This window comes from cyanobacterium endosymbiont of Epithemia clementina EcSB, assembly GCF_029919255.1.
Lineage (GTDB): Bacteria > Cyanobacteriota > Cyanobacteriia > Cyanobacteriales > Microcystaceae > Rippkaea.
In genome coordinates, this window is sequence record NZ_CP123991.1 from 1,584,571 (window position 1) to 1,609,181 (window position 24,611).

The following is a 24,611-nucleotide window of genomic DNA, read 5'->3' on the forward strand; positions in this document are numbered from 1 at the left end:
AATTAGTTTAGGGAAAAAAAAGCTATTTTTGTTAGGAATATACAAATGACCTGAAACAACCGAAAAACCCCATTACCGTTTTCTAATTTAGGTGTGGGGGTCATTCGGAGACTATCTTATATAACTTGCTCTACTTCGGCAACTTCAGGGATCATTTCCTTTAACCGTCGTTCAATTCCCATTTTTAGAGTCATAGTTGAACTGGGACAAGATCCGCAAGCACCTTGTAAGCGAAGTTTAACGATAGGACCGTCAATTTCTACGAGTTCTACATTACCACCATCAGCCATCAAGTAAGGGCGCATCTCATCCAACACTTGTTCCACATTGTCTCTAGTGAGTGCCATTGCTTCCATAGTTAACCTCAATCTACTTCAGTTCTAAAATTGCTGCTATTGTCATCCTAACGCGAAGCCTGGCATTTGATAAGCATTGTTAGCCAAAAATTTTCTTAGCTTTGAAAAAGCCATCCTAACAAATAAATATAGTTTTTTAGGTGATCGCCTTTTCTTTCAAAAAAAATGGACATGGACAATACTTCACAAGACAATAGTTAATTTTTTTCTCTTATTAAGAGTTCAATGTTCAAAAATATCTCTATATTGTTCAAGATCTAAATCTACAAAAACAGGGATACAATCAAAACAATTTTGAGCCAATTTCCACCTTCCCTCTCGTTTTAACATAGTTCTTAATTTTTGTTGAATGGATAGTAAATATAAGACATCATTTGCCGCATAATTTAGTTGTGCCTCGGATAAATTAGAGATGTTTCCCCAATCTGAACTTTGGGAACTTTTATTCAATTCAATGCCTTCTAATTCCTGCACTAAACTTTTTAATCCATGAGAATTGGTATAAGTACGAGCTAATTTACTAGCGATTTTAGTACAGAAAATAGGTTGAGTCTGAATCTTAAAGTTGTACAGTAATTGCGCGACATCGAACCGTGCGTAATGAAAAACCTTAAGTACTTTTTTAGATTCCATTAACTGTTTTAAATTAGGGGCTTCTGTTTGTCCTAGTCCAATACGAATAGCTGTAACAAATCCATTAGGATCACATAATTGTATTAAACAGAGACGATCACGTTGGGGAATTAAGCCCATAGTTTCTGTATCTACCGCAATGGCTGGAGTAGCTAAATAACGGCGTAAAGTATCATCAGATAAATCGCAATCTTCAACTTGAAAATTTGTTAAAGTTAACATAAAAAAATTACTAATGGTTTAATAGATCTTTAAAAGAAGCGGTCAAATTAATCTAGAGAAGAACCAAAGTCCAGTAATGGTCAGTGAGAGTGAATTAAAAATTGAGTTACTGAATCCAGCCTACAATATTTTAGTATTGTAAGACAAAAGGTTTTGTAAAAAAATTCGGTTACATCAAACTGGATTATCTAGAATTAACTAGTAAAATGCCAAGTCAGGAAACTTTAGAGTTAAAAACTGACAAATTCTTTGAAGACTCTTCTTTTAACCAACTTCACCTTATTGTTAACACCTCCTGACGACACTGTTTAATTTTATATTTTATCTTGCCCAAACAATCAAACCGTAAAGAAAGTCAGTAAAAGTCTATTTCTTCAATTTTAAAAAATTGTTTCATTATTCATTGTTACCAATGTAACTGAAAGTAATTGTATGTAGTCAACAAAGTTTAGTTGGAAGATTTGAGGCTGTTTTTACTCACTTTTTCAGTACTTTATAAGCTTTTATGAAGTGAGATTTAATTGGATTTAAAGAATTTAGAATGATTATGTAATATTCAAAAATGATTCTATTTTGAAGTTAATTTTTAATTAACTTCAAAATAGAATGACTTATTTTAAGTATTCTTGATCTTGATTTTAAAAAAATGCCTATTTTTAATAGTTTTTGTTGCCAGAATATACAGTGATTGTTTTCTATATTTTATACAGCTAGTGTTAGAGTTAACTTGTCAATACATAACTACAAGAATGGTATGGCGACTTATATTTTTTAGTTTTTATTGATTAATTTAGAAATTTAGTTTGAGGAACTTAAGATTATACAAAAGGCGATTTTAATTAATCTTCTCATGGATAATTGATTCGCTCGTCTGGAGAAAACTAGGATCGGTTAAGCTGAAAAGAGTAAGTCTTTCAAGGAAAAAGTTTATTAATTTTTTTAAGTTAGAGTAATTCTTTAGAAATTGAATCACTGGCTAAACTTTCTGCCATTTCAATGATAATCACACCAGAAGGTTAAACAGACGATAGACTATAGATATTAGTCAATCTTAAAATAGATTGTTAATTGTTTTTTGATAAAAATGGTTATCTGTCGGAGAAATCGCTAATAATAGTAGGTAGACAGTTTACCATTATTTTGAATGACAGTGATCGCACCGACCCCAATTACTTATCCTATTGTGGAAACCTTTCACTCTATCCAAGGAGAGGGAGCATGGATGGGAGTAAGTGCATTTTTTATTCGTTTAGCTGGATGTGATGTTCACTGTTCATGGTGCGATCAAAAAGAGTCCTGGCCAATTAAACCTTATCCTCAAAGGTCTGTAGAAGAGTTGGCAGAGTTAGCGAAACAAACTAATCCCGCCATCGTTGTTATTACAGGGGGAGAACCCTTGATTCATAATTTAGATCCCTTAACGGACGAATTAAGGAGTTTAGGGTTGCGAGTTCATTTAGAAACATCAGGAACACATCCATTTAGTGGTAGTTTTGACTGGGTAACTTTTTCCCCAAAAATGTTTGGGCTACCCAATGAAAGTATTTATAATCAGGTTAATGAATTAAAAGTTGTTATTGCATCAGAATTAGATTTATACTGGGGATACCAAGAGGCTAAAAAAGTCCCTTTGGATGCGATTAAGTATTTACAGCAAGAATGGAACAACCCTGAAAGTAAACAACTAATTCTGGATTTTGTTTTACAAAACCCCGATTGGCGAATTAGTGTACAAATACACAAGTTTTTAAATTTTAGGTAAGTGTGAGTGGAACTGTTTTACCTCAATTCAAAAAGTTACTTGAATTTAAACTAATTTAGAATTATTGTAATAGGGTTTCTTTGAGTGTTACTAAACACGATTTTTAATATTATTAGTTAAATCTTGATAACTCTTTGAGGAGATATGGCAGCTAAATTTATAGCACTACGTGTTATGTTTAGAACATTGATTAATGTTACAAGATTTTGTAAGTTCATACACTATCTGCCTTGCAATAAGGTAATATTTTTTATCTTTACTTTGCACTACGTTCTTATGAGTAATTGCTAGAAATTTTGGATAAAAAATAATTAGCAAGTAGTAACCACTGTACTCATCTCTGATACTTCTCCCGACGATCAGTTTGAGCATAGAACTCTGGTCTATCTACTCGACAACGGGAGGTTGATATTTCAGTAATCTTCATTTAGATAGAAGATATTACCTTTTATCTACCTCTGCCCGGATACCTCCACAATCAGCACTACTCAATATCTATTAGCTGTAAGCATATTGTCTTTAAATCACTAGAAACCCCTTTATACTCGTTTTCTAACTTTTTAGTGTTACTAACTGTCTAACGTAATCTAGAAGTGCCCGTCTCTATTAGCTAATTTAATGAGATCCGCGAAATCCGCCCTTTAATTTTTTGGACTGTTCTCAGAGGTGGAGCTAGACCTACTCTAGGTTTTCCAACTTTTTAGTCAAGCTCTGATCGTGTTTTGATCTCGACATCAATACATTGCAAATACTCCCCTATTTTTTGACAGGTACCGCCCGTCTACAGCGCGGGTATTCCCGCGCAGAAGCTAGACAATATGTTTCAAAACTTAAAGTAAAGGTTATTTGTTTTGTAGATCCCCTAGATTAAATAGAAACGGTACACTTCCTTTATTTTCACTTCCCATCACTAACACATTAGGCATTTTTGCTCCCCCTTCTTTCCAAGCTTCGATTGCCTCTTTTTGGAGAACTAATTCACCACCTTGGGCTTTTAAAGTTTCTGCTAGTAAACGTTGGGCCTCTGCTTTCCCTTTAGCACGATTAATATCGGCTTGAGCTTCTTGTTCAGCCTCCTGGGCAATATAAACCGCTCGTTGAGCCCGTTGTTCAGCAATTTGTTTTTCTTCAACGGCGCGAGCAAATTCAGGAGAGAAGTTTAAATCAATAACGCTTGTATCAAGGACAATAATGCCATATTTAGCTAAGCGTTCATTGAGGGCATCATCAAAGTCTTGTTTCAGTTCACTTCGTTGAGTAATAGACTGTTCTACAGTGCGTTTAGCTGCTGCAATCTTAAAAGATTCTTGGGTTTGGGGAGCAATAATTTTTGCAACGATATTTTGTAATGTTCCTTGCGTCCGGCGAATTTGAGCTACTTGTAAAGGATCAAGACGAAAGTTGATTGCAAAACTAGCGGTAAGATCTTGTAGATCTTTAGTAGCACTTTGGGCAGGAACTTCAAATTTTTGTACCGTTACATCATAAACGTCCACAGTTGAAATTAACGGCGGTTTAAAGTGTAATCCTTCTAACAATGCCCCATCTTGGGCTTTTCCTAAAACACTAAGCACCCCTGCCTGACCAGGGTTAATTACAATAAATGAATTAAAGCTAATAACAACCAATAAAGCGGCAATGATGCCACCAATTAAAGGTTGTAAACTGGGGAGGGATTGACGAGTCACAAGTTCTTCTCCTTGATCTGAATTTAATGTTAAGCTTAACAACGTATTTTAAGAGTTCGGAGTTTCGATTCATGAAGTTTAGAGTTAAAAACTCCTTCTTGTCACCTTGCTCTTCACCCTCAAACTTCTTTTAGCCACTGTACCGCATCTTTGGCATGGTAAGTCATGATCAAGTCGGCCCCTGCCCGTTTGAAACTAGTTAGAGTTTCTAGGATCACTTTTTTCTCGTCGATCCAACCATTAAGGCCTGCTGCTTTGACCATAGAATATTCTCCAGAAACGTTGTAAGCTACTACAGGAAGGTCGGTTATCTCTTTAACACGCCATATTACATCCATGTAGGATAAAGCAGGTTTAACCATCAACATGTCTGCTCCTTCTTCAATGTCTAATTTCACTTCTTTGAGGGCTTCTCGAGCATTTCCTGGGTCCATTTGATAAGTACAACGATCTCCAAATTTAGGAGAAGATTCGGCTGCATCACGGAAAGGACCATAGTAAGCAGAAGCATATTTAGCAGCATAGGAAAGAACAAGAGTATCATTGAATCCTGCTTCATCTAACCCCTGTCGAATCGCTTGGACAAATCCGTCCATCATCCCTGATGGGGCAATAATGTCAGCCCCTGCTTTAGCTTGGGAAACTGCCGTTTTTTTCAGTAACTCTAGAGTGGGATCGTTAAGGACTCGTCCAGTTAAATCCCCCACTTCTAGATAGCCACAGTGACCGTGATTGGTATACTCACACAAACAGGTGTCGACAATAACCACTAAATCGGGAACTGCTTCTTTAACAGCAGTAGCCGCCTGTTGAATGATTCCATGATCATGCCAAGCCCCTGTCGCTGCGATATCTTTAGTTCTAGGAATACCAAAAAGGATAATAGACGGAATTCCTAAATCGTAAATCTCTTTGGCTTCATCAACAATTTTATCTACCGAGAGTTGATAAACTCCTGGCATAGATTTAACTTCTGTGGCGATCTTTCTCCCAGGAACAGCAAATAAAGGGTAAATTAAATCATTGGTTGTCAAAACTGTTTCTCGCACCATACGGCGCAGCTGAATGGTTTGACGTAGACGACGAGGGCGATTAATCGGAAACATAAGTCAAAAATTGAAGATAAAATCAAGTTAATTTTGCTATTTCGATAACTTAAAAGTCGTCGAAGATTACCTATTTATGGTGTCTTTGAGTCAAAAGTAAAGTCTCACCAAGACTATTTCTATATTTACATTCATTTTAATAAGAGTTTTCAAGGAACTAAGAAATAATAAACTAGTGTAGGTGTTGTATAGCTGATCAGAATTAGTTAGAGGGCAGGGGTTCTCATCTAGTTGAGCTAAAAAGTCTGTTTATAGAAGACTGTATTTCAAGTTTTTTAACTAAAGTTAAGTCTTATTAAGACAGGTAAACTACATGAAAGAAAGGGTTCAAAAAATTTTATCCCAGTGGGGAATTGCCTCTCGTCGAAAAGCTGAAAAATTGATTTTAGCCGGACGGGTAAAGCTTAATGGACATCAAGTGCAGTTAGGTGAAAAGGCTGATCCTAAATATGATCGGTTAGAAGTAGATAGCCAAATTATTCAACCAGCCCAACGGCCTAATTTTCTGTATATTTTACTCAATAAACCTCAAAGAGTCGTTTCTACGTGTGACGACCCTCAACATCGTCCTACAGTCCTTGATTTACTACCAAAAAAACTCTGTCAGGGTACAGGGGTACATCCAGTTGGACGACTAGATTTCAACTCAACTGGAGCTTTACTTTTGACTAATGATGGAGAATTAACCCTCAACTTAACCCATCCTCGGTATCATTTACCGAAAACTTATGAGGTTGTTATTTCTGGAAATATTCCAGAAACACGCTTACAACAATGGCGTGAAGGTGTTATGCTTATGGGCAAAAAGACTTTACCAGCCCAGGTTAAGGTAATTCATTGTTGCCCTCATCAGCAAACCCACTTGCAAGTGGTTATTACTGAAGGAAGAAACCGTCAAATCCGCCGTATCGTACAACAGATGGGGTGTAATATACTCCGACTCCACCGCAGTGCGATCGGTTCTATTACCATAGATTCAGAGTCATTCCATGAATCTAGCTTACCCAGCGGGCACTATCGTTTGCTAACAACTTCAGAAATTGATTTTCTGAGATCTCGCCCCTATTTGATTACGGAAACATTTCAAAAGCTCAGTTGAGCATTATGTCTAGAAAAAAGCCCTCTGTTAATCCATTTTCAGATTCACCATCCAAGATAGAGCGATCTGAAATCTCTCCCAGAAAAGGGAGTATAACTTTTTGGCGACGGTTAGTGGCTAAAATTTATCTGAATATATTGGTGACGGAAAATCAGACGGGGGAACTTACAGAAATGGAGTATAAAGTAGATTCACCGGTAGTTTCCTCTTTGAGGGGAATTAAGCGACTTCTATCTAGGCTTCGATGGGATAAAAAAACCTCATCCTATGATTTCGAACAAGTACAACATGATATTCTCGCCGATATAGGAGCCCAACTCAATCAAGCTCGTCGGGAGCAGAATATCTCTCTTGAGGCAGTTGCCGCTGACACCTTTATTTCTCTGGGGTTGTTAAAGTCACTAGAAAATGGCATTTTAAAGGACTTACCAGAACCTATTTATGTCAGAGGACTAATTAGGAAAGTTGCTGATTATTTAGGTTTAAATGGTAGGGGTTTAGCCAATTCTTTTCCCCCAAAAATGGCAGAAAATTCTTCTAGATTTTCCCGTGTTCAGATTTCCTTTCCCACTTTTGAGTTACGTCCTCTTCATCTCTATTTTATTTATATTGCCATTGTCATTTTGTCTGTTGAAGGGATTTCTAATCATCTTAAACGTACAGCTTTAGAATTAGAGATGGGGAAAGTTTATCAATCATCCCCTAGGTCCTCTTTGTCAGTTACAGTATCTAGTGATCAAAGTTCTTCTGTTAACCAGCAACAAAAAGTTTTACAAAAAAAAGTCTGTTGTGATGGACACTACCATTAAAGATGACTGTTGATTAACAGCTATCATTGATGGTTAAATGTCATTTAAAAGCACTCTTAAGAAAGAAATAAATCTAACTTAAACAGCAAAGTTTCCTATCTTCTCTTTTATTTTATATATCTTCCTAAAAAGAAGTACAAAAAGTAACTTCTCTATTTTTTATAATTTTTTTTAGTTAGTCTTAGACAAGACTGACTGCTTCTATTCTGATGAATATATCTTAACCCAAGCTGGGAAAATATTCTGCTATGATCTCTTTATTTCTTTTTTAAAATCAGGCTATAAGTTTTTAATTTTCCATACATACTAGCAGCATTTGTCAATTGAGTAGTTCTTAATAACAGCAATTACTCAACCAATCAATTCTGTCTTAATCGGCCACTAAATTAATCGCTTGATTAATACCTTTAGGATTTTTATATTTTTGAGTTTGTAAATATTATTTGATTTTTAATCAAAAGTTTATACTAAAGTTAAAATTATAAAAATAAAGAATAAAGACATAAAAATATGAGTTTTTCTTATATAGATTCCATCAGTTTTCTGACTTTTACAACTTTATAAGTTAGTTGATTCTTCATGACTATATAAGCTTATGACAGAAGTATTAATACTACGATAGTATCAATACTTCTGTCATAGAAATGAGATGAATTTTTATATTTATCCATCGTTCAAAAGTAAAAGAAAATAAAAAAATTGATGTAATGATCGCTGTGATTAACATCAGATTTTTTCCTAGAGCTCTAAAGTGTGAACTTTATCTGTATAAACTTTCAAGATATGAAGTATTTTTTCTGAAGTTAAATTAAGTTTATGGATTCAACTACAGACAGTAGTAAATAACACTGCAATGTCTTTTTTTCTGTGTAAGTAAGTCCTCGTTTTTTATAAACAATTGCTATATTTAGCATAAAACAAGAGAAATAATACTCTAATTTTTTTAAAACAAAAGAAAAAAATTAAACTAAATTATTGGCTATTAACATAAAAATAGACGTTTACTAGTATCAAATATTTCATTACATGAAATATTTGATACTATAACGAAATTTAAAATATATTAAAGTTTTTTAAAAATAAAATAAGAAGGTTAATTTACCAAAAGCTAAACATAAAAATCTAAATATAATTCAATTTTATTAAAAGTTATTTTCAATAATACATAAGCTACTATTTTTAATATTCCCAAGTTTATTAAAAGTTAATTATATTAGTCTATTTTCTAATTTATTCAATGTCAATCAATAGTTGATCTATTTGATTGATAGTTTTAAATAAAGTACTATGTTATGTATGTCTACTTATAAAGAGTTAACAAATACTACTAAAACAAATCAAGTTAAATAAATCAAATATATGACAAAATTAATTAAGTTAGATATTCATAAAATTCTTAAATAGGTATTGATAAGTTTTCTTATATAAATTAAGCAATGCGATCAAGAAGTCGACGACGTTTTTGTTCAAATTCATACTCTGAAACTAAACCTTCTTCCCGTAATTGATCCAATTCCCGTAATCCTTCGGCGATAGCCTCAACTTGTATCGGTTTAGTGATGCTAGGATTAAGCTCAACGAATTGGGGATTATTTAAGGATAACCCGTTAAACTGAGCTGTAAACAGTTCTTGCCCTTGCACAAGGTACCATACAACGTCAATAGTACAAGCAATGCGGGGAATAGGACTATCCCACAATAGAAAATAGATGACTCCCCAGACAGGTTGTCCTAAGTAGAATTTATGAAGTCCTGCAATCGGCCACGGAACAATGGTAGCGAGTAAGGCTAAGATAATCCCAACTTTACGACTTTTTGGTTTATTTAATAGTTTTTCCAAAATTTCCATGGAATATTTGATGAAATAGTAATAATTGATCTAATTTATTTAATCTACTGTTCTTGACTGTCGTTGATAGGGAAACAGTTCCCTCTTAAACTCAGAAGCATCTTAACAAAATTAATTACCAAGTTTACAATGTCTAGTAGTAAAGCTACAATCTTTATTAGACAATTGTTAAGGAAATACATATCCTACAGTTGTTAGTATCTCAGTTAACTACTAAAAAGTTAACTACTAAAGATAATACGGAAAACCGTAGTTTTCAGGAAGTTTAGAGTCATTTACAATGGAATGTGGTGTTCTGTTGTTATACGGGACTGCTGGTTAACACCGTTTAAAATTACGTAAAATAACAATGGGATTTTTTGATTCTGAAGTTGTTCAACAAGAAGCCAAGCAATTATTTGAAGACTATCAATCTTTAATGAAATTGGGAGGGGAATACGGAAAGTTTGATCGTGAGGGCAAGAAAATTTTTATAGATAAAATGGAAGCCCTTATGGATCGGTATAAAATTTTCATGAAACGCTTTGAACTATCGGAAGATTTTATGGCAAAAATAACTGTTGAACAACTTAAAACTCAACTAGGACAATTTGGTATCACCCCTCAGCAAATGTTTTATCAAATGAATTTGACTTTAGAGAGAATGAAATCTGAAATTGAATAATCAACAGTGAATTAAGTTAATTCTAAGAACTGATAAATTGATACTTTTATCTAGTCTTTTCCTATAATTCTCATACAAGGGAATAAATGATAAGATTAAGACTGTTTTTAATATCAAAAAATCATGTATAACTTCGCAATTATTGGTGGAGGTATTGTTGGACTTTCCACGGGTATGGCATTGGGTCAGAAATATCCTAATGCTTCGATTGTAGTTTTAGAAAAAGAGGACTGTGTTGCCTTTCATCAAACTGGTCGAAATAGTGGTGTCATTCACTCAGGAATTTATTATAAACCTGGTAGTTTTAAGGCAAAATTTACTTCTGTTGGTAATCAATCTATGGTGGATTTCTGTCGCACCTATGATATTCCTCATGAAGTTTGCGGAAAAGTTATTGTTGCTACGAAAGAAAAAGAACTTCTCTTATTAGAGAATATTTATCAACTGGGTTTAGAGAAAAAGTTAAAAGTCAAAAAGATTAGCTCCCAAGAAGTCAAGGAAATAGAACCTTATGTTAACTGTTTAGCTGGAGTTTATGTTCCTACTTCAGGAATTGTTGATTATAAAAAAGTAAGTCAAAAGTATTCTCAATTAATTCAAAAGCAAGGAGGAGAAATTTGCCTTAATACAGAAGTCAAAAGAATTATTAAAACTTCCGATAGCCAAATTTTAGAAACCAATCAAGGAACAATTAAAACTAATTTTGTTATTAATTGTAGCGGATTGTATAGTGATCGCGTAGCTAAATTAGCAAAAGTTGATAGTCAAGTTAAAATTGTCCCCTTCCGGGGTGAATATTACGAATTGATTCCTGAAAAACGTTATTTAGTAAAAAACCTTGTTTACCCTGTTCCTAACCCCGAATTTCCTTTTTTAGGTGTTCATTTTACCCGCATGATTGACGGTAGCGTTCATGCTGGACCTAATGCAGTGTTGAGTTTGAAGCGAGAAGGATATAAAAAGACAGATTTTAACCTCAAAGATTGTGCTGAAGTTATGACCTATCCAGGATTTTGGAAGCTGGCAGCCAAACACGCTGATGAAGGTATAAAAGAAATGATCCGCTCTTTTAGCAAAGCTGCTTTTGTTCACAGTCTACAACAAATTATCCCTGAAGTAACCGTCTCTGATGTAATTGCGAGTAAATCGGGAGTTCGCGCCCAAGCTCTGAAACCTGATGGGGGATTAGTAAATGACTTTTTAATTATTCAAGATAAACAAGCTTTACACGTTTGTAACGCACCTTCTCCGGCGGCCACTGCTTCTTTAGAAATTGGTAAAGCAATTGTCGCCCGAATTCCGTAAATAATTCTGATTGAAAATAATAAACTGAATCAAGCAATTCATTCAGTTTATTATTTTTGTGCCATCAGTTTACGAAGTAATATTTTCTGAAAGTGAAACTTAGCATACCTAGACGACCTGTCCAGGTTTCAGCAAAAGAAGTGAATCTGAATTTAGCGTCTTACCCTTCCATAAATTGTGGCTCTTGTTTATGTAAAAATTGCATCCTAGTCAACAATTGATCTTTGATTCTAATCAAGCTTCTTGAAGTATGCAATATTTATTTACAATTAACACTCTCAGTATTTATAAACAATTTAAACATTATTGACTGATATCTCTGTTCTAGAGAGACTTAGAAATGACATCCTTAACCATTGATTTTCTTCATACATCATAGATCGTGTCCAGTCAGACATAGAAAGACTCACGCATGATTCCTTATAAATTGAGTTAATCTTTCAGAAAGTCATGCTAAATTACCTAACAAGATAGATGAAAAAATTGACTGAAACTCCTTATCATCGTCATTAATGGCCTTGTGTTGGATCCAAAAATGTTCAAAAGGCAAGTCAATTCTTTATGCTATAAGCTGATTAACATAGGAATCCCAGACACTATGAGCTGATTAGGACTCTGTTACAGACCTGATTTATTTGCTACACTCGCTCGATTAGACTGAACTATTATTATGCCAACGCTTGTTATCGTCGAATCTCCGACTAAAGCTCGTACCATTAGAAACTATCTACCCAAAGGGTATCGCGTCGAGGCATCTATGGGTCATGTACGAGATCTCCCTGCCTCAGCTGAGGAAGTTCCCGCATCGTATAAGGAGAAAAGTTGGTCAAACTTAGGGATTAACATTGAAAATGATTTTGAGCCACTTTATGTCGTTCCCAAAGGGAAGAAAAAAGTGGTTCAAGAACTTAAATTTGCTTTAAAAGAGGCAGATGAGTTAATTCTTGCTACTGACGAAGACCGTGAAGGGGAAAGTATCAGTTGGCATTTGCTCCAGCTACTGAAGCCCAAAGTTCCTATCAAGCGTATGGTCTTTCATGAAATTACCCGTGAGGCTATCCAACAGGCGTTGAAGAATTGTCGTGATATTGATAAGAATTTGGTTCATGCCCAGGAAACAAGACGAATTTTAGATCGTTTAGTTGGTTATACGGTTTCTCCGTTACTTTGGAAAAAAATCGCTCGCGGTCTTTCCGCTGGACGAGTGCAATCAGTAGCAGTTCGTCTATTGGTACAACGAGAACGAGAACGCCAAACTTTCCAGTCGGGAGGATACTGGAATCTCAAAGCTTTATTAGAAGCAAAAGATAAGAACTCCTTTGATGCTAAATTAGTGACTCTAAAGAACAAAAAAATTGCCACAGCTAACGATTTCAACCCCAATACTGGAAAAATTACTCAGGGACGGGATGTAATTCTTCTTGATAAAGATCAAGCCTATACTCTTAAAGATCGCTTAGACGGAAAACATTGGACTGTTAGCAATACAGAAGAAAAGCCCACAACTCGCAAACCTGCTCCTCCTTTTACTACCTCTACCCTACAACAGGAATCTAACCGAAAATTAGGAATTTCAGCGCGAGATACTATGCGGATTGCCCAAAAACTTTATGAAGAAGGGTATATCACCTATATGAGAACAGATTCTGTCCATTTATCTGATCAAGCCATTGCTGCTGCGAGGAACTGTGTTGAACAAAAATATGGCAAAGAATACCTTAGCCCCAAACCTCGTCAATACACAACTAAAAGTAAGGGAGCCCAAGAAGCACACGAAGCTGTTCGTCCGGCCGGAAATGAGTTTCGCACTCCCCAAGAAACAGGGTTATCAGGCAATGAGTTTTCCATCTATGATTTAATTTGGAAGCGTACTGTAGCCTGTCAAATGGCAAATGCTCGTTTAACCCAAATTGTTATTAGTCTCGAGGTAGAAGACGCAGGCTTTCGCTCTTCAGGTAAACGGATTGATTTTCCAGGGTTTTTCCGCGCTTATGTTGAAGGGTCTGATGATCCTGAAGCAGCTTTAGAAAACCAAGAAGTAATCCTTCCATCCCTAAAAGTAGGAGATCATCCTAATTGTCAGCAATTAGACGTATTAGGCCATGAAACCCAGCCCCCTACTCGATTTACGGAAGCATCTCTTGTGAAAATTCTCGAAAGTGAGGGAGTCGGTCGTCCGAGTACCTACGCCAGCATTATCGGGACAATTATTGATCGCGGTTATGCTCAAATGCGCAGTAAAGCTTTAGTCCCGACGTTTACCGCTTTTGCCGTAGTGAGTCTATTAGAGCAACATTTCCATGATTTGGTGGATACAAAATTTACCTCGAAAATGGAACATACCCTCGACGAAATTGCCACTGGAGAAACTCAATGGGTACCCTATCTCAAGGATTTTTATCTTGGGGAAAAGGGGTTAGACAATCTGGTTCAATTGGGTATTGAGAATATAGATCCTGCAGTTGCTAAGGCTGTTAATCTAGATAATTTAGAGGTTACTGTTAAACTTGGAAAATTTGGACCGTATATTGAGGTGATACAAGAAGAAGAAGTGATTACCGCTTCAATTCCCATGGATTTGACCCCAGCTGATCTAAATCCTGAACGAATATCCACAATTCTTAAGCAAAAAATAGAAGGACCTAAAGAATTAGGGTTACACCCTGAAACAGGAGAATCTATCTACACTCTTATCGGGAGTTATGGTCCTTACGTTCAATTGGGAGAGGTTAGCGAGGATAATAAGAAACCCAAACGCACCTCCTTACCCAAAGACATGAAACCTGAAGATGTCACTCTAGAGAAAGCCGTGGGGTTGTTATCTCTCCCTCGTCTGTTAGGAAATCATCCTGATACGGGAGCCAAAATCAAAGCAGGTTTAGGGCGGTTTGGTCCTTATATAGTTCATGATCGGGGCAAAGAAGGTAAAGATTATCGTTCCCTAAAAGTTGGGGATGATGTCTTGACGGTTAACCTAGGACGAGCTTTAGAATTATTAGCCCAATTAAAGCGAACTAGAAGAGGAGGTCAAGGGACCAAGAAACCGCTACGAGAATTGGGAATCCATCCTGAAGACAAAGAAGCCATTAATCTTTATGAGGGTCCCTATGGTCTTTATGTTAAACATGGCAAGGTTAATGCAAGTCTTCCCGAAGGAGAAAAAGTTGATACTTTAACTCTAGAAACAGCATTGGAATTGTTAGCCACAAAAGCGACAACTAAGAAAAAGACAAACCGTAAATCAACAAAAAGCAAAACGACAACTAAAAGCAAAACTACTAGTGAAAATGCAAAATCGACAGCTGATAGTAAGAACACATAATGGCCTTACCGGACTTAAGTTCTAACGCAATTAAAAATTGTGGCTTAAATCTGACAAGAGTAAAACGGTATAACATAAGCTTGTCTTCACCAGCTTATAATTTAGCTCTGGAGACAGACTTCATCTTTGTGAAATCAGGTTTTAGCCTGATTCGATCTCAAAAGTTCCTTTCTTCTAAATTATTGAATCGAAAACTATTTCCTTGACATAACTCATTATAAATATTAAAAACTGATACAGTTACAATAAATAGTGAGGATGGGAGAAGTTAGGTAGCAAACTATTATGTATATTGTCCAAATTGCCTCAAAATACGTCCCCGCCATCAAAGTGGGGGTGGGGGGACGTAGCTTACAGACTAAGTCGGGAACTCGAAAGTAAAGGTAACTGTGTCGAACTAATTCTCCCTATGAATGATAGTATATGCTACAATCCCATTTGGGAGATCCATTAGGTCTATCAAGATTTATTTATTCCTTCATAAGGATAGAACTGTTTAGTGTTCCGTTTTTTGTGGTAATGTATACGGGCGACTTTGTGTTTTATTCAACCCAACCCTCGCGATTATTTATTCAACTGAAGATATTATTATGACGCTATAGATGATTGTACGCGCTTTGCGTTTTTCAGTAAAATGGCCTTAAAAATTCTTTTTAAGAGTAATAAACGTTTTGATATTATCTACTGTCATGACTGGCAGACGGCACTGGTTCCAATTTTACTGTTTGAAGTTTATACACATTATAGGATCTTGAAAAAGATAGTTGGTTATACCATTCATAACTTCAAACACAAAAGTATTGCCGGCGTTGATGATGAGCAACTGGACCATATAATGAGCTCTACTATCTCAATTATGATCATCTATGCGATAACTTTAATGATAGTGTCGTCAACCTATAAAAAGAGGTATTGTTTACTCTAACTATGTCAACACGGTTTCTACTCATCATGCTTGGGAAGCTCATTTTGGAAACGAGGGTCATAGTTTGAGCCACACTTTAGAAATTCATCAACAAAAATTTGGTGGCATTCTTAATGAACTTGACTATAGTATTTGGAGTCCCGATATTGATAGCTATATCCTGAAACACTATGGCTCTGAAGATTTTGAATTAAAAGCTCGTAATAAAAAAGCTTTAAGATAACGTTTCTTATTAAGAGATGAAGATAAACCCATTGTTGTTTATATTAGTCGCTTGGATGATCAAAAAGAAGTTTATTTAGTTCGCCATTCTATCTATTTTAGAATAGCAAAGAGAGTACAATTTTTCTTTTTAGGAGCAGTTACTGCTTCAGATATTAATAACTGGTTCTGGCATGAAAAACATCACTTAAACAATAATTATGATGTTCATTTAGAACTTAAGTTTAATAAAAAATTATCCCACTTAATTTATGCAGGAGCAGATATGATAGTTGTTACTAGCAATTACGAACCATGTAGATTAACTCAAATAATTTCTTTACGGTATGGAACTATTCCTATTGTGCGTGGGGTTGGTGGTTTGATTAATACGGTATTTGATCGAAATTATGATCAGTTTCATCACGCTGAAGAACGCAATGGTTATGTTTTCTTCCAAGCAGATTTTAATGGTTTAGAATCTGCTTTACATCGTCCTTTAGAGTTATGGTAATATACTCGAGAAGGATTTTATAATCTAGCTAAACAAGAGATGCAGTATGATTACTCTTGGCAAAATTTAGGAGATAAATATATAGAAGTTTACGACTTGATCCGTTTTGAGTTTTAGCTTTGATTTGAAGCTCAAAACTTTGTTGGGATAATTATTTAAGTTTTAGAGAGGTATTGAACAATTATACCTCTCTGTTATTTTTTGAATATAATACAAAGAAAAATATCACACGTTCTCTGACCGTTGTAAAATTAGCAGTCTGTGGTTAACTGAGATAATCTACCTAAAATTGATTTTAACTTTAAGATAGGGAAGATATCAAAAATTCTGCAAGTCCTAAATTGCGAATGCCTTTAGGAGTAACTTCAAAACGATAAGGTAATATTTTTACTCCCTTATTAACCGCTTTCCTTAAAAGTTTTCCATAAGTGGCATCGAAATTATCTCCAGGGGCAAAAGAATAACAATCTTTTCGATTGATAAAATAGAGCATGATTGGTTTTGCATCTGGCAAAAGTGATATTAATTCTTTTAAGTGTTTTTGTCCGCGACTGGTGACAGTATCAGGAAAGAGGGCTATTTTTCCTTGGCTAAGGGTTGTATTCTTTACTTCTATATAAATGGGAGACTTGTTCCCATCTTGTGTTAAAAGAAAATCGATACGACTTTTTTTATCACTCCCATAGGGAACCTCACAATGAACTTGGGTATATTGTCCTGCTAACTCTACTAAACTTTGTTGTTCCAAAGTTAGTTTAATTACCTTATTAGGGAGAGCCGTATTAATTCCAACCCAAGTTCCCTCAACATTAATCATTTCCCAAGTGTAGGCTAATTTTCGCTTAGGATTATCACTTTTAGAAACATAAACATGACTGCCAACCTTACTCACTCCTATCATTGGCCCTGTATTGGCACAATGAGCCGTAATTATCTTACCTGTTTCAAGTTCAATATCAGCTAAAAATCGCTTATAGCGTCTAATTAAAATCCCTGAAATTAGAGGAGGATAGGAATAAACAAAATCAGAAGTCATTATTGTTAATCATTAGAATAATCAAGTAAGCGAGCTTAAAAAAGTCTAAAATGGAAAAGTAGTTAAAAGAGAGAACTAGTTATATGCCAGCCTTTTTAAAAATTAAGCTAACAGTATAAATAGTAGAAACTATCAAGGTTGGTTTGCAATTCAAAAATTTTATCTACAATTAAAGCAAAAGTAGAAATATTATGTTTAAATCCTAAGGTTTAAAGAGTTAAAAACATTTAAAATTGTAAGTGGAATTATTCAGGCAATACAATTATAAAAACAATTTTTAGATGGATTATTTAAGGGAGAGGAGAGTTATGCTACACCAAGAAAGGTGAAAAAAAAAGAATAAAATAGTTCCAGAGAGTTGAAAAATAAAAAAGTAATTCTAATATAACAGATATATTTGGATCGAGTAAATGAATACAAGTAATTTAGTCAAAGTACAGCTGAAACAATCACAAAAAAAAGGATTGCATCCATTTCTTTTTATCAACCTGTTAGTTCGGAACTGATTTTAATCAAAGCTCACGAAATCAGAGAAACAAAATAATCTTCTTTTTTACTTTTCATTTAAGGCTACTCATTTCACTTATTCGCCTAATTTTCGGGATTGCTGATAAGCTACCTGTACCGCTTCAATGATAGCCGACCGAAATCCAGCTTTTTCTAATTGGGCTACTCCAGCGATTGTAGTTCCTCCTGGACTAGTGACTTTATCCTTCAATTGGGCTGGATGTAACTCAGTGTTTTGTAGCAATTGTACCGTTCCTAACACCGTTTGTAACGCTAGTTGAATGGCAATTTTCCTGGGCAAGCCAGCATACACTCCTCCATCAGCTAAAGCTTCAATCATCATTGCTACAAAAGCGGGTCCTGATCCCGATAGTCCTGTGACCGCGTCTATTAAAGACTCTGGCACTTGTACCACTTGTCCGACTGCCTCAAAGAGAGTAGTTGCTAAGGTCAAATGGTTTGGTTTAACTCCTTGTCCAGGAGAGATCACGGTCATCCCTGCTCCGACTGTAGCCGGCACATTGGGCATTACTCGCAGTATTGGATATTTAGGGAAACCTGCTTCTAAACGAATTAAGGGAACCCCAGCTAAAATAGAGATAACGAGCGGGTAAGGCTGAGGACGTTCTACCAAATTTAGTGAGGACAAAACCTCATCTAACACCTGGGGTTTGATGGATAACAATAACACCTCTCCCGACTCAACTACTGTTTGGTTGTCTTCAGCAATATGAACCCGATAGGTTTGTTCAAGAAACTCTCGCCGCTGTTGGTTAGGTTCGCTAACTAACACCTCGTGAGATTGATAAAGTTTTTTGTTTAAAAGGCGGGATATTATAGCCTCTGCCATCACCCCGCCGCCGATGATACCTAATCTAATAGACACAAGTTTTAATTGAATTTAACTTAACGATCCAGCTTTCACCAAAACATTATAGTTACCACAATATCGACGTAACGGGACCTTACATCTCCACTGATCATTGAACCAGGCGGCTGGCGTCAGTTCCCCAACTAGGGGTGGGAGCTGAAGTACGCACAGGAGTTGTGGGAACTTCAGGCACATCATGAACCATCCCAGAAAGAGTACTTACCTTAACACAGCTTGGGGTAAATAAGAAAATACTCTCACCTATTCTTTCTTGGTGTCCATCAATAGCATAAGTTCCACCTGCTACAAAATCTACGGCTCTTTGTGCTTCTTCGGGATCCATCACATTCAAATTAAGAACAACAGACTTACGCTCCCGCAGGGTTTGGATAACCTGGGGCATTTCGTCAAATGAATGGGGTTCAACTACTACTACTTCAGCAATGCTATTAGTAATCCCCGGCATTCCGATGACATTATTCCTATTTGTTCCTATAGATGAATCCGAAGTTAAATTCAAATCACGGTTGCGTGAAGACGGTTGAGTATAGTCTTTTCCCATGGAAGAGAGATGCTGCTCTTCCTCCATTTCTTTATAATCTTCTGAATCATAGGGATCGTATTCATCATATACAGGTTCATCAATACCCACAATTCTTTTTAGCTTCTCTGTCAAAGACATATTCAAAATTTCCGTTTTTTACAAAGGGTTAACCAAACAAGGGAAATAAAGGTTAAAAAACAATATTGTACCTGTTGGCTTAAAATTAGATTTAGGGCTCTATTGAGTCACTCTTCGCACTACCTAGTTTGTTGTAAGGACGAGTGAACTTTTCTAGTCTGGCGACGCTATCAAAGCCAGTTCCTTTTAGTCCGGATGGCTCTACTATTTAGTCGTTTTACTTCAATAACATGTTCTTAGTCGTTTAAGTTCAAAAATATGTTCCCTCATTTTAGATTTTAGAAAAATATTATTTGACCAGCTGTCTTAACATTTTAGGATATCTTTGACCAGCTGTCTTACATTTTAGGATACCAACGAACAAAGATCTCTAAAGAATATAAACAATTTATGAAATAAAAAGAATATGTTAGATTATGTGAACTTTTTTGTCTTGAATAGAAACAAAGACGCTTTTAATCAATTTTCAGGGTAATGAGGAAGTTAATCACCAAACATATTCAATCTCTTTTCCCAAAGATAATTCTCCCTAGACGAATCATAGTTGCTCCTGCTTGTATGGCTAGTTGATAGTCATCAGACATCCCCATTGACAATTGATTGAGATCTAAGCTTGACTGTCTTTTGATTTTATGAGCTAGATCTTTTACTTTTTTAAAAGTAGCTAAAATTTCTGCTTTAGATAAACCTAAAGGTAAAATTGTCATCAGACCTTTTATTTCCAAGCTTTTAAAGTTTTCTAGTTCTAATAAGTTTGCGAAAAGTTCTTCTTCTATCCAGCCATATTTATTAGGATCGGATAAAATTTTGACCTGAAGACAGACTTTAGGAGATAGGGAAGATTCAGCGGCAAGTCGATTAAGACGCCGAACAATTTTAAGACTGTCAGCCGAATGAATCCAGTCAAAGTGTAACAGCACTTTTTTTACTTTATTGGCTTGTAAATGCCCAATAAAATGCCAACAAATATCTTTTAGGTCGTTGAGTTGTTCTTGTTTTGATATGGCTTCTTGAATACGACTTTCAGCAAAGTCTCGTATTCCTGATTCATAAGCTGCCCGCATTTGAGGAACAGATACCTGTTTGGTGACAGCTATCAAACGAACATGAGAAGGTAGTTGTTGACGAATTCGATTAAGACGTTGAGCAATGGTCATTGACCTAGAAAAATACTATAGTTTTGACGTAGAGTTAAATGTTCCAAATAATCAGGGAAATGTTCGTTTATAAATCATCTGGAGTTCTTGATAATCTTGAAAAGCTCCTAAACGGCGCAGGTCACGCACACGAGTCTCTACCAATAGCCTAGCACTGGAACGACTTACTGGCTCAAAAAGCATGTCAGTGGGCAAAATTTTTAATAGAAAAAATAACCGTTGAGCATATAAGGTTGTAAATAACTCTTGATTATTATCTAATAGACACACTCTATAAAGTAGCCCGAAGGTGGGATGGTTGAAATAAGTTTCGTTGCTCATTCAAGTTCCTAAAAAATTTTTTCTCTTCAAGAGAGGAATAACTAAAACTACTGGTCAATGTCAACTCGAACGTCTGTACATATAACCCTGACGGATTACTTAAATGATTATTTTAACTATACAAACCTGAATTAGGTATTAAGAGTTTCAAGTGCGGGCACGTCTTGCTGGATAAAGGATTTGTACCTTTTAGCTCTTCTTTCTACTGTAGCTTAGACCAGTTCCAACAAAGTTATGATAAACAAAAGCCGGAAGTTTTATTCATCAAAGTTTTCAATACTTTCAAACTGAATTTTTATAAAGATCAAGTTTTGGAAGTTATTAGCTGCTGATCTATCAGACTAAGTCTATAAAAGACTAAATTTTTACAATCAAAAGATTTAAAAGTCCTTAATAGTTATAGATTATCAATAAAGTTCTTTATTGTAAGTCTTCGTCGGGACATAACTTAAGTACAATTGGTCAGAAGTTGTTATTAGAGACGAATTATGTCACAAAAAAACAAGACCTACGTGATTATTATGTTTCTTCTGATTACTGCCGGAATTTTAGGAGGGGCTTATTGGTGGTTTATTCAAAAAATTAGCGAAAATCACCGATTTTTTTCCTCTGGAATGACCATATTTCCTAAAAATAAAGTAATTACATCCGGTTCTCCTTTACCACCGCCTCCTTCTCCTACCGATTCAGGAACTTTCTTTTTTCCTACAAAGATCCCCCCAGGGATTCTCATCAGAATTAGTAGCTCGACCACTATGGAATTACTTAATCAAGCTCTAAAAAATGGTTTTGAACAACAATTTCCAGAAGCTCAGATAATTGTAAACACACAGAAATCGGATAAAAGTATTGAGTTATTATTAAGGGGCAACGTTGATATTGCAGCAATATCTCGTGATCTCACCAATGATGAAAAATCTCAAGGATTAACTGCTATTCTTATGGCTAAAGATGTGATTGCCATCGTAATTGGAGCTCAAAATCCTTTTCGTCATGGATTAACACAAACTCAGGTAGTTGACATTTTTCAAGGAAAAATCACCAATTGGTCAATTTTAGGAAGATCTCCAGGAGCAATTCAAGTGATTAATCACCCTTCTGTCAGTAGCACACGTCAGATTTTTGAACAATTAATCCTAAAGAGGAAAGATTTTGGTAATACTTCCGACATCATTACCACAACTAAAGAGGTAACTACTTCCACTACTTCTATATTACGAGCTCTAGGAACTGATGGCATTAGTTATGCAACCTATTCTCAAATTGGAAATCAACAGATAGTACGAACTGTCCCCATTGACGACCATACTTCTGAAGTCTCCAAATATCCTTATAGGCAATCACTCTATTATGTTTACCAAAAACCTTCTTCAGAAGCAGTTAAAACGTTTTTAGGTTATGCAGTTTCTCCTATGGGACAGCAGATTATCAATGACACTCAATAAATTCACACATCGAGAATATCACATACTCGCCAACATGTCTTCTATATAATTCACAATGTGACCATTCTCTGAAAAAAATAGCAAAGCTTTGTAAAACTGGAATTGCTTCTTCACACTGTCCTCATCGAACTCACGTTCAACAATCGTAATTGAGACAGATTCAATGTAGTAACTACTTTTTGTGGAGTAAATTGAAAAATAAATACTTGGGCTACATAATAAATCTCTTGACTTGAAGCAAATTCCACAACCCTTGTTTAAAGAGGCTTACAGAGGGAGAAGAAAAAAAGTTTTAAAAAAGGGTTGACATTTTCTAGGACGTTGGTATAGATTGGTAAATGCGCGGTTAAGAGCAACACGCTCTCCACCAGCGCACTGAACCTTGAAAAATCCATAGTTTAGAAGCTAAAAGCCATAAAACCCTTGTCATTGGAAAAATTATACATCTTATTGTTTTTCCTGTCTAGTAGACAAAAAAACGATAAGACTAAATAGATAAGGAGCCGAAGAACCAATTTAATTGGGAAATATCGGCGCAAGTCAGATCAAACACTATGGAGAGTTTGATCCTGGCTCAGGATGAACGCTGGCGGTATGCCTAACACATGCAAGTCGAACGAGCTCTTCGGAGCTAGTGGCGGACGGGTGAGTAACGCGTGAGAATCTGCCTCTTGGTTGGGGACAACAGTTGGAAACGACTGCTAATACCCAATGTGCCGTAAGGTGAAAGATTTATTGCCAGGAGAGGAGCTCGCGTCTGATTAGCTAGTTGGTGAGGTAAAGGCTCACCAAGGCGTCGATCAGTAGCTGGTCTGAGAGGACGAGCAGCCACACTGGGACTGAGACACGGCCCAGACTCCTACGGGAGGCAGCAGTGGGGAATTTTCCGCAATGGGCGAAAGCCTGACGGAGCAATACCGCGTGAGGGAGGAAGGCTCTTGGGTTGTAAACCTCTTTTCTCAGGGAAGAAGATCTGACGGTACCTGAGGAATAAGCATCGGCTAACTCCGTGCCAGCAGCCGCGGTAATACGGAGGATGCAAGCGTTATCCGGAATTATTGGGCGTAAAGCGTCCGCAGGTGGTTACTCAAGTCCGCTGTCAAAGGCTAGAGCTTAACTCTAGATAGGCGGTGGAAACTGAGAAACTAGAGTCCGGTAGGGGTAGCGGGAATTCCCAGTGTAGCGGTGAAATGCGTAGATATTGGGAAGAACATCGGTGGCGAAGGCGCGCTACTGGGCCGGAACTGACACTCAGGGACGAAAGCTAGGGGAGCGAAAGGGATTAGATACCCCTGTAGTCCTAGCTGTAAACGATGGAAACTAGGTGTGGCTTGTATCGACCCAAGCCGTGCCGAAGCTAACGCGTTAAGTTTCCCGCCTGGGGAGTACGCACGCAAGTGTGAAACTCAAAGGAATTGACGGGGGCCCGCACAAGCGGTGGAGTATGTGGTTTAATTCGATGCAACGCGAAGAACCTTACCAGGGCTTGACATGTCGCGAACCTTGATGAAATTCGAGGGTGCCTTCGGGAACGCGAACACAGGTGGTGCATGGCTGTCGTCAGCTCGTGTCGTGAGATGTTGGGTTAAGTCCCGCAACGAGCGCAACCCTCGTCCTTAGTTGCCATCATTAAGTTGGGAACTCTAGGGAGACTGCCGGTGACAAACCGGAGGAAGGTGAGGATGACGTCAAGTCAGCATGCCCCTTACGCTCTGGGCGACACACGTACTACAATGGTTGGGACAAAGGGCAGCGACCCCGCGAGGGAAAGCGAATCTCATCAAACCCAGCCTCAGTTCAGATTGCAGGCTGCAACTCGCCTGCATGAAGTAGGAATCGCTAGTAATCGCAGGTCAGCATACTGCGGTGAATTCGTTCCCGGGCCTTGTACACACCGCCCGTCACACCATGGAAGCTGGTCACGCCCGAAGTAGTTACCCTAACCTTTTGGAGGGGGACTCCTAAGGCAGGGCTGGTGACTGGGGTGAAGTCGTAACAAGGTAGCCGTACCGGAAGGTGTGGCTGGATCACCTCCTTATAGGGAGACCTTAATTCGGGGTAAAAGGTAAAAGGTAAAAGACGAAAGTCTAAAGCCTAAATAAACGCCTTTCCTTAGAATGGATCCCAAGGTCGTGCA

20 protein-coding genes and 1 rRNA gene are annotated in these 24,611 nt (G+C 36.7%); 11 read left to right on the forward strand and 10 right to left on the reverse strand.

Annotated elements, in window-relative coordinates; genetic code table 11:
• Positions 1 to 116 precede the first annotated feature (116 nt).
• Entirely contained in the window at positions 117 to 347 is a 231-nt protein-coding gene (locus P3F56_RS05145) for a NifU family protein (RefSeq protein ID WP_281153731.1), read from the reverse strand.
• Positions 348 to 578: 231 nt separating this feature from the next.
• Entirely contained in the window at positions 579 to 1,211 is a 633-nt protein-coding gene (locus P3F56_RS05150) for a ribonuclease H-like domain-containing protein (RefSeq protein ID WP_281151870.1), read from the reverse strand.
• Between the two features lie 1,144 nt (positions 1,212 to 2,355).
• Between P3F56_RS05150 and P3F56_RS05155 the strand changes: the two genes are divergently transcribed.
• On the forward strand, positions 2,356 to 2,973 hold the full coding sequence (locus P3F56_RS05155) for a 7-carboxy-7-deazaguanine synthase QueE (protein ID WP_281151871.1): 618 nt from the start codon (positions 2,356 to 2,358) through the stop codon (positions 2,971 to 2,973).
• An 842-nt stretch (positions 2,974 to 3,815) separates the two neighbouring features.
• On the opposite strand, the gene P3F56_RS05160 is transcribed toward P3F56_RS05155, so the two are convergent.
• Together P3F56_RS05160 and hemB are read right to left on the reverse strand one after the other, a co-directional pair.
• On the reverse strand, positions 3,816 to 4,661 hold the full coding sequence (locus P3F56_RS05160) for a prohibitin family protein (protein WP_281151872.1): 846 nt from the start codon (positions 4,659 to 4,661) through the stop codon (positions 3,816 to 3,818).
• A gap of 119 nt (positions 4,662 to 4,780) precedes the next feature.
• Positions 4,781 to 5,767, reverse strand: a complete 987-nt coding sequence (gene hemB, locus P3F56_RS05165) for a porphobilinogen synthase (protein ID WP_281151873.1) — start codon at positions 5,765 to 5,767, stop codon at positions 4,781 to 4,783.
• A gap of 313 nt (positions 5,768 to 6,080) precedes the next feature.
• On the opposite strand from hemB, the gene P3F56_RS05170 reads away from it, so the two are divergent.
• A complete protein-coding gene (locus P3F56_RS05170) occupies positions 6,081 to 6,866 on the forward strand; it encodes a pseudouridine synthase (protein WP_281151874.1) in 786 nt (261 codons plus the stop codon).
• A gap of 5 nt (positions 6,867 to 6,871) precedes the next feature.
• Positions 6,872 to 7,675 (forward strand): helix-turn-helix domain-containing protein, encoded by an 804-nt coding sequence (locus P3F56_RS05175; RefSeq protein ID WP_281151875.1) that lies wholly within the window; start codon positions 6,872 to 6,874, stop codon positions 7,673 to 7,675.
• A gap of 1,429 nt (positions 7,676 to 9,104) precedes the next feature.
• Here P3F56_RS05175 and P3F56_RS05180 read toward each other — a convergent pair.
• Complete coding sequence (locus P3F56_RS05180) at positions 9,105 to 9,524, reverse strand: hypothetical protein (RefSeq protein ID WP_281151876.1); 420 nt, start codon at positions 9,522 to 9,524, stop codon at positions 9,105 to 9,107.
• A gap of 349 nt (positions 9,525 to 9,873) precedes the next feature.
• Here P3F56_RS05180 and P3F56_RS05185 point away from each other — a divergent pair, with 349 nt between their 5' ends.
• From P3F56_RS05185 to P3F56_RS10480, 6 genes are all read left to right on the forward strand, one after another.
• Positions 9,874 to 10,188 carry a DUF1825 family protein gene (locus tag P3F56_RS05185; protein WP_281151877.1) on the forward strand — a complete coding sequence of 105 codons (315 nt, stop codon included), beginning with the start codon at positions 9,874 to 9,876 and terminating at the stop codon, positions 10,186 to 10,188.
• 123 nt (positions 10,189 to 10,311) lie between these two features.
• A complete protein-coding gene (gene lhgO, locus P3F56_RS05190; RefSeq protein WP_281151878.1) occupies positions 10,312 to 11,493 on the forward strand; it encodes an L-2-hydroxyglutarate oxidase in 1,182 nt (393 codons plus the stop codon).
• A 670-nt stretch (positions 11,494 to 12,163) separates the two neighbouring features.
• Entirely contained in the window at positions 12,164 to 14,815 is a 2,652-nt protein-coding gene (gene topA / locus P3F56_RS05195; RefSeq protein WP_281151879.1) for a type I DNA topoisomerase, read from the forward strand.
• 634 nt (positions 14,816 to 15,449) lie between these two features.
• Positions 15,450 to 15,740: a glycogen/starch synthase gene (locus tag P3F56_RS10470; protein WP_405054735.1), complete on the forward strand. Its 291-nt coding sequence runs from the start codon at positions 15,450 to 15,452 to the stop codon at positions 15,738 to 15,740.
• Positions 15,741 to 15,804: 64 nt separating this feature from the next.
• Complete coding sequence (locus P3F56_RS10475) at positions 15,805 to 15,963, forward strand: hypothetical protein (RefSeq protein ID WP_405054736.1); 159 nt, start codon at positions 15,805 to 15,807, stop codon at positions 15,961 to 15,963.
• 51 nt (positions 15,964 to 16,014) lie between these two features.
• Positions 16,015 to 16,455 carry a glycogen synthase gene (locus P3F56_RS10480; protein WP_405054737.1) on the forward strand — a complete coding sequence of 147 codons (441 nt, stop codon included), beginning with the start codon at positions 16,015 to 16,017 and terminating at the stop codon, positions 16,453 to 16,455.
• 301 nt (positions 16,456 to 16,756) lie between these two features.
• On the opposite strand, the gene sfsA is transcribed toward P3F56_RS10480, so the two are convergent.
• The 5 genes from sfsA to pipX form a co-directional block, all read right to left on the reverse strand.
• Entirely contained in the window at positions 16,757 to 17,491 is a 735-nt protein-coding gene (gene sfsA, locus P3F56_RS05205) for a DNA/RNA nuclease SfsA (protein WP_281151880.1), read from the reverse strand.
• A gap of 583 nt (positions 17,492 to 18,074) precedes the next feature.
• Entirely contained in the window at positions 18,075 to 18,884 is an 810-nt protein-coding gene (proC, locus tag P3F56_RS05210) for a pyrroline-5-carboxylate reductase (RefSeq protein ID WP_281151881.1), read from the reverse strand.
• Between the two features lie 94 nt (positions 18,885 to 18,978).
• Positions 18,979 to 19,551 carry a cell division protein SepF gene (locus P3F56_RS05215; RefSeq protein ID WP_281151882.1) on the reverse strand — a complete coding sequence of 191 codons (573 nt, stop codon included), beginning with the start codon at positions 19,549 to 19,551 and terminating at the stop codon, positions 18,979 to 18,981.
• 500 nt (positions 19,552 to 20,051) lie between these two features.
• The gene (locus tag P3F56_RS05220) at positions 20,052 to 20,708 is read right to left on the reverse strand and encodes a YggS family pyridoxal phosphate-dependent enzyme (protein ID WP_281151883.1); all 657 of its coding nucleotides are present in this window, start codon (positions 20,706 to 20,708) and stop codon (positions 20,052 to 20,054) included.
• Between the two features lie 51 nt (positions 20,709 to 20,759).
• A complete protein-coding gene (pipX, locus tag P3F56_RS05225) occupies positions 20,760 to 21,029 on the reverse strand; it encodes a transcriptional coactivator PipX (protein WP_281151884.1) in 270 nt (89 codons plus the stop codon).
• 488 nt (positions 21,030 to 21,517) lie between these two features.
• On the opposite strand from pipX, the gene P3F56_RS05230 reads away from it, so the two are divergent.
• Together P3F56_RS05230 and P3F56_RS05235 are read left to right on the forward strand one after the other, a co-directional pair.
• The gene (locus tag P3F56_RS05230; RefSeq protein ID WP_281151885.1) at positions 21,518 to 22,474 is read left to right on the forward strand and encodes a substrate-binding domain-containing protein; all 957 of its coding nucleotides are present in this window, start codon (positions 21,518 to 21,520) and stop codon (positions 22,472 to 22,474) included.
• Between the two features lie 551 nt (positions 22,475 to 23,025).
• Positions 23,026 to 24,512, forward strand: a 16S ribosomal RNA gene (locus P3F56_RS05235).
• Positions 24,513 to 24,611 lie beyond the last annotated feature (99 nt).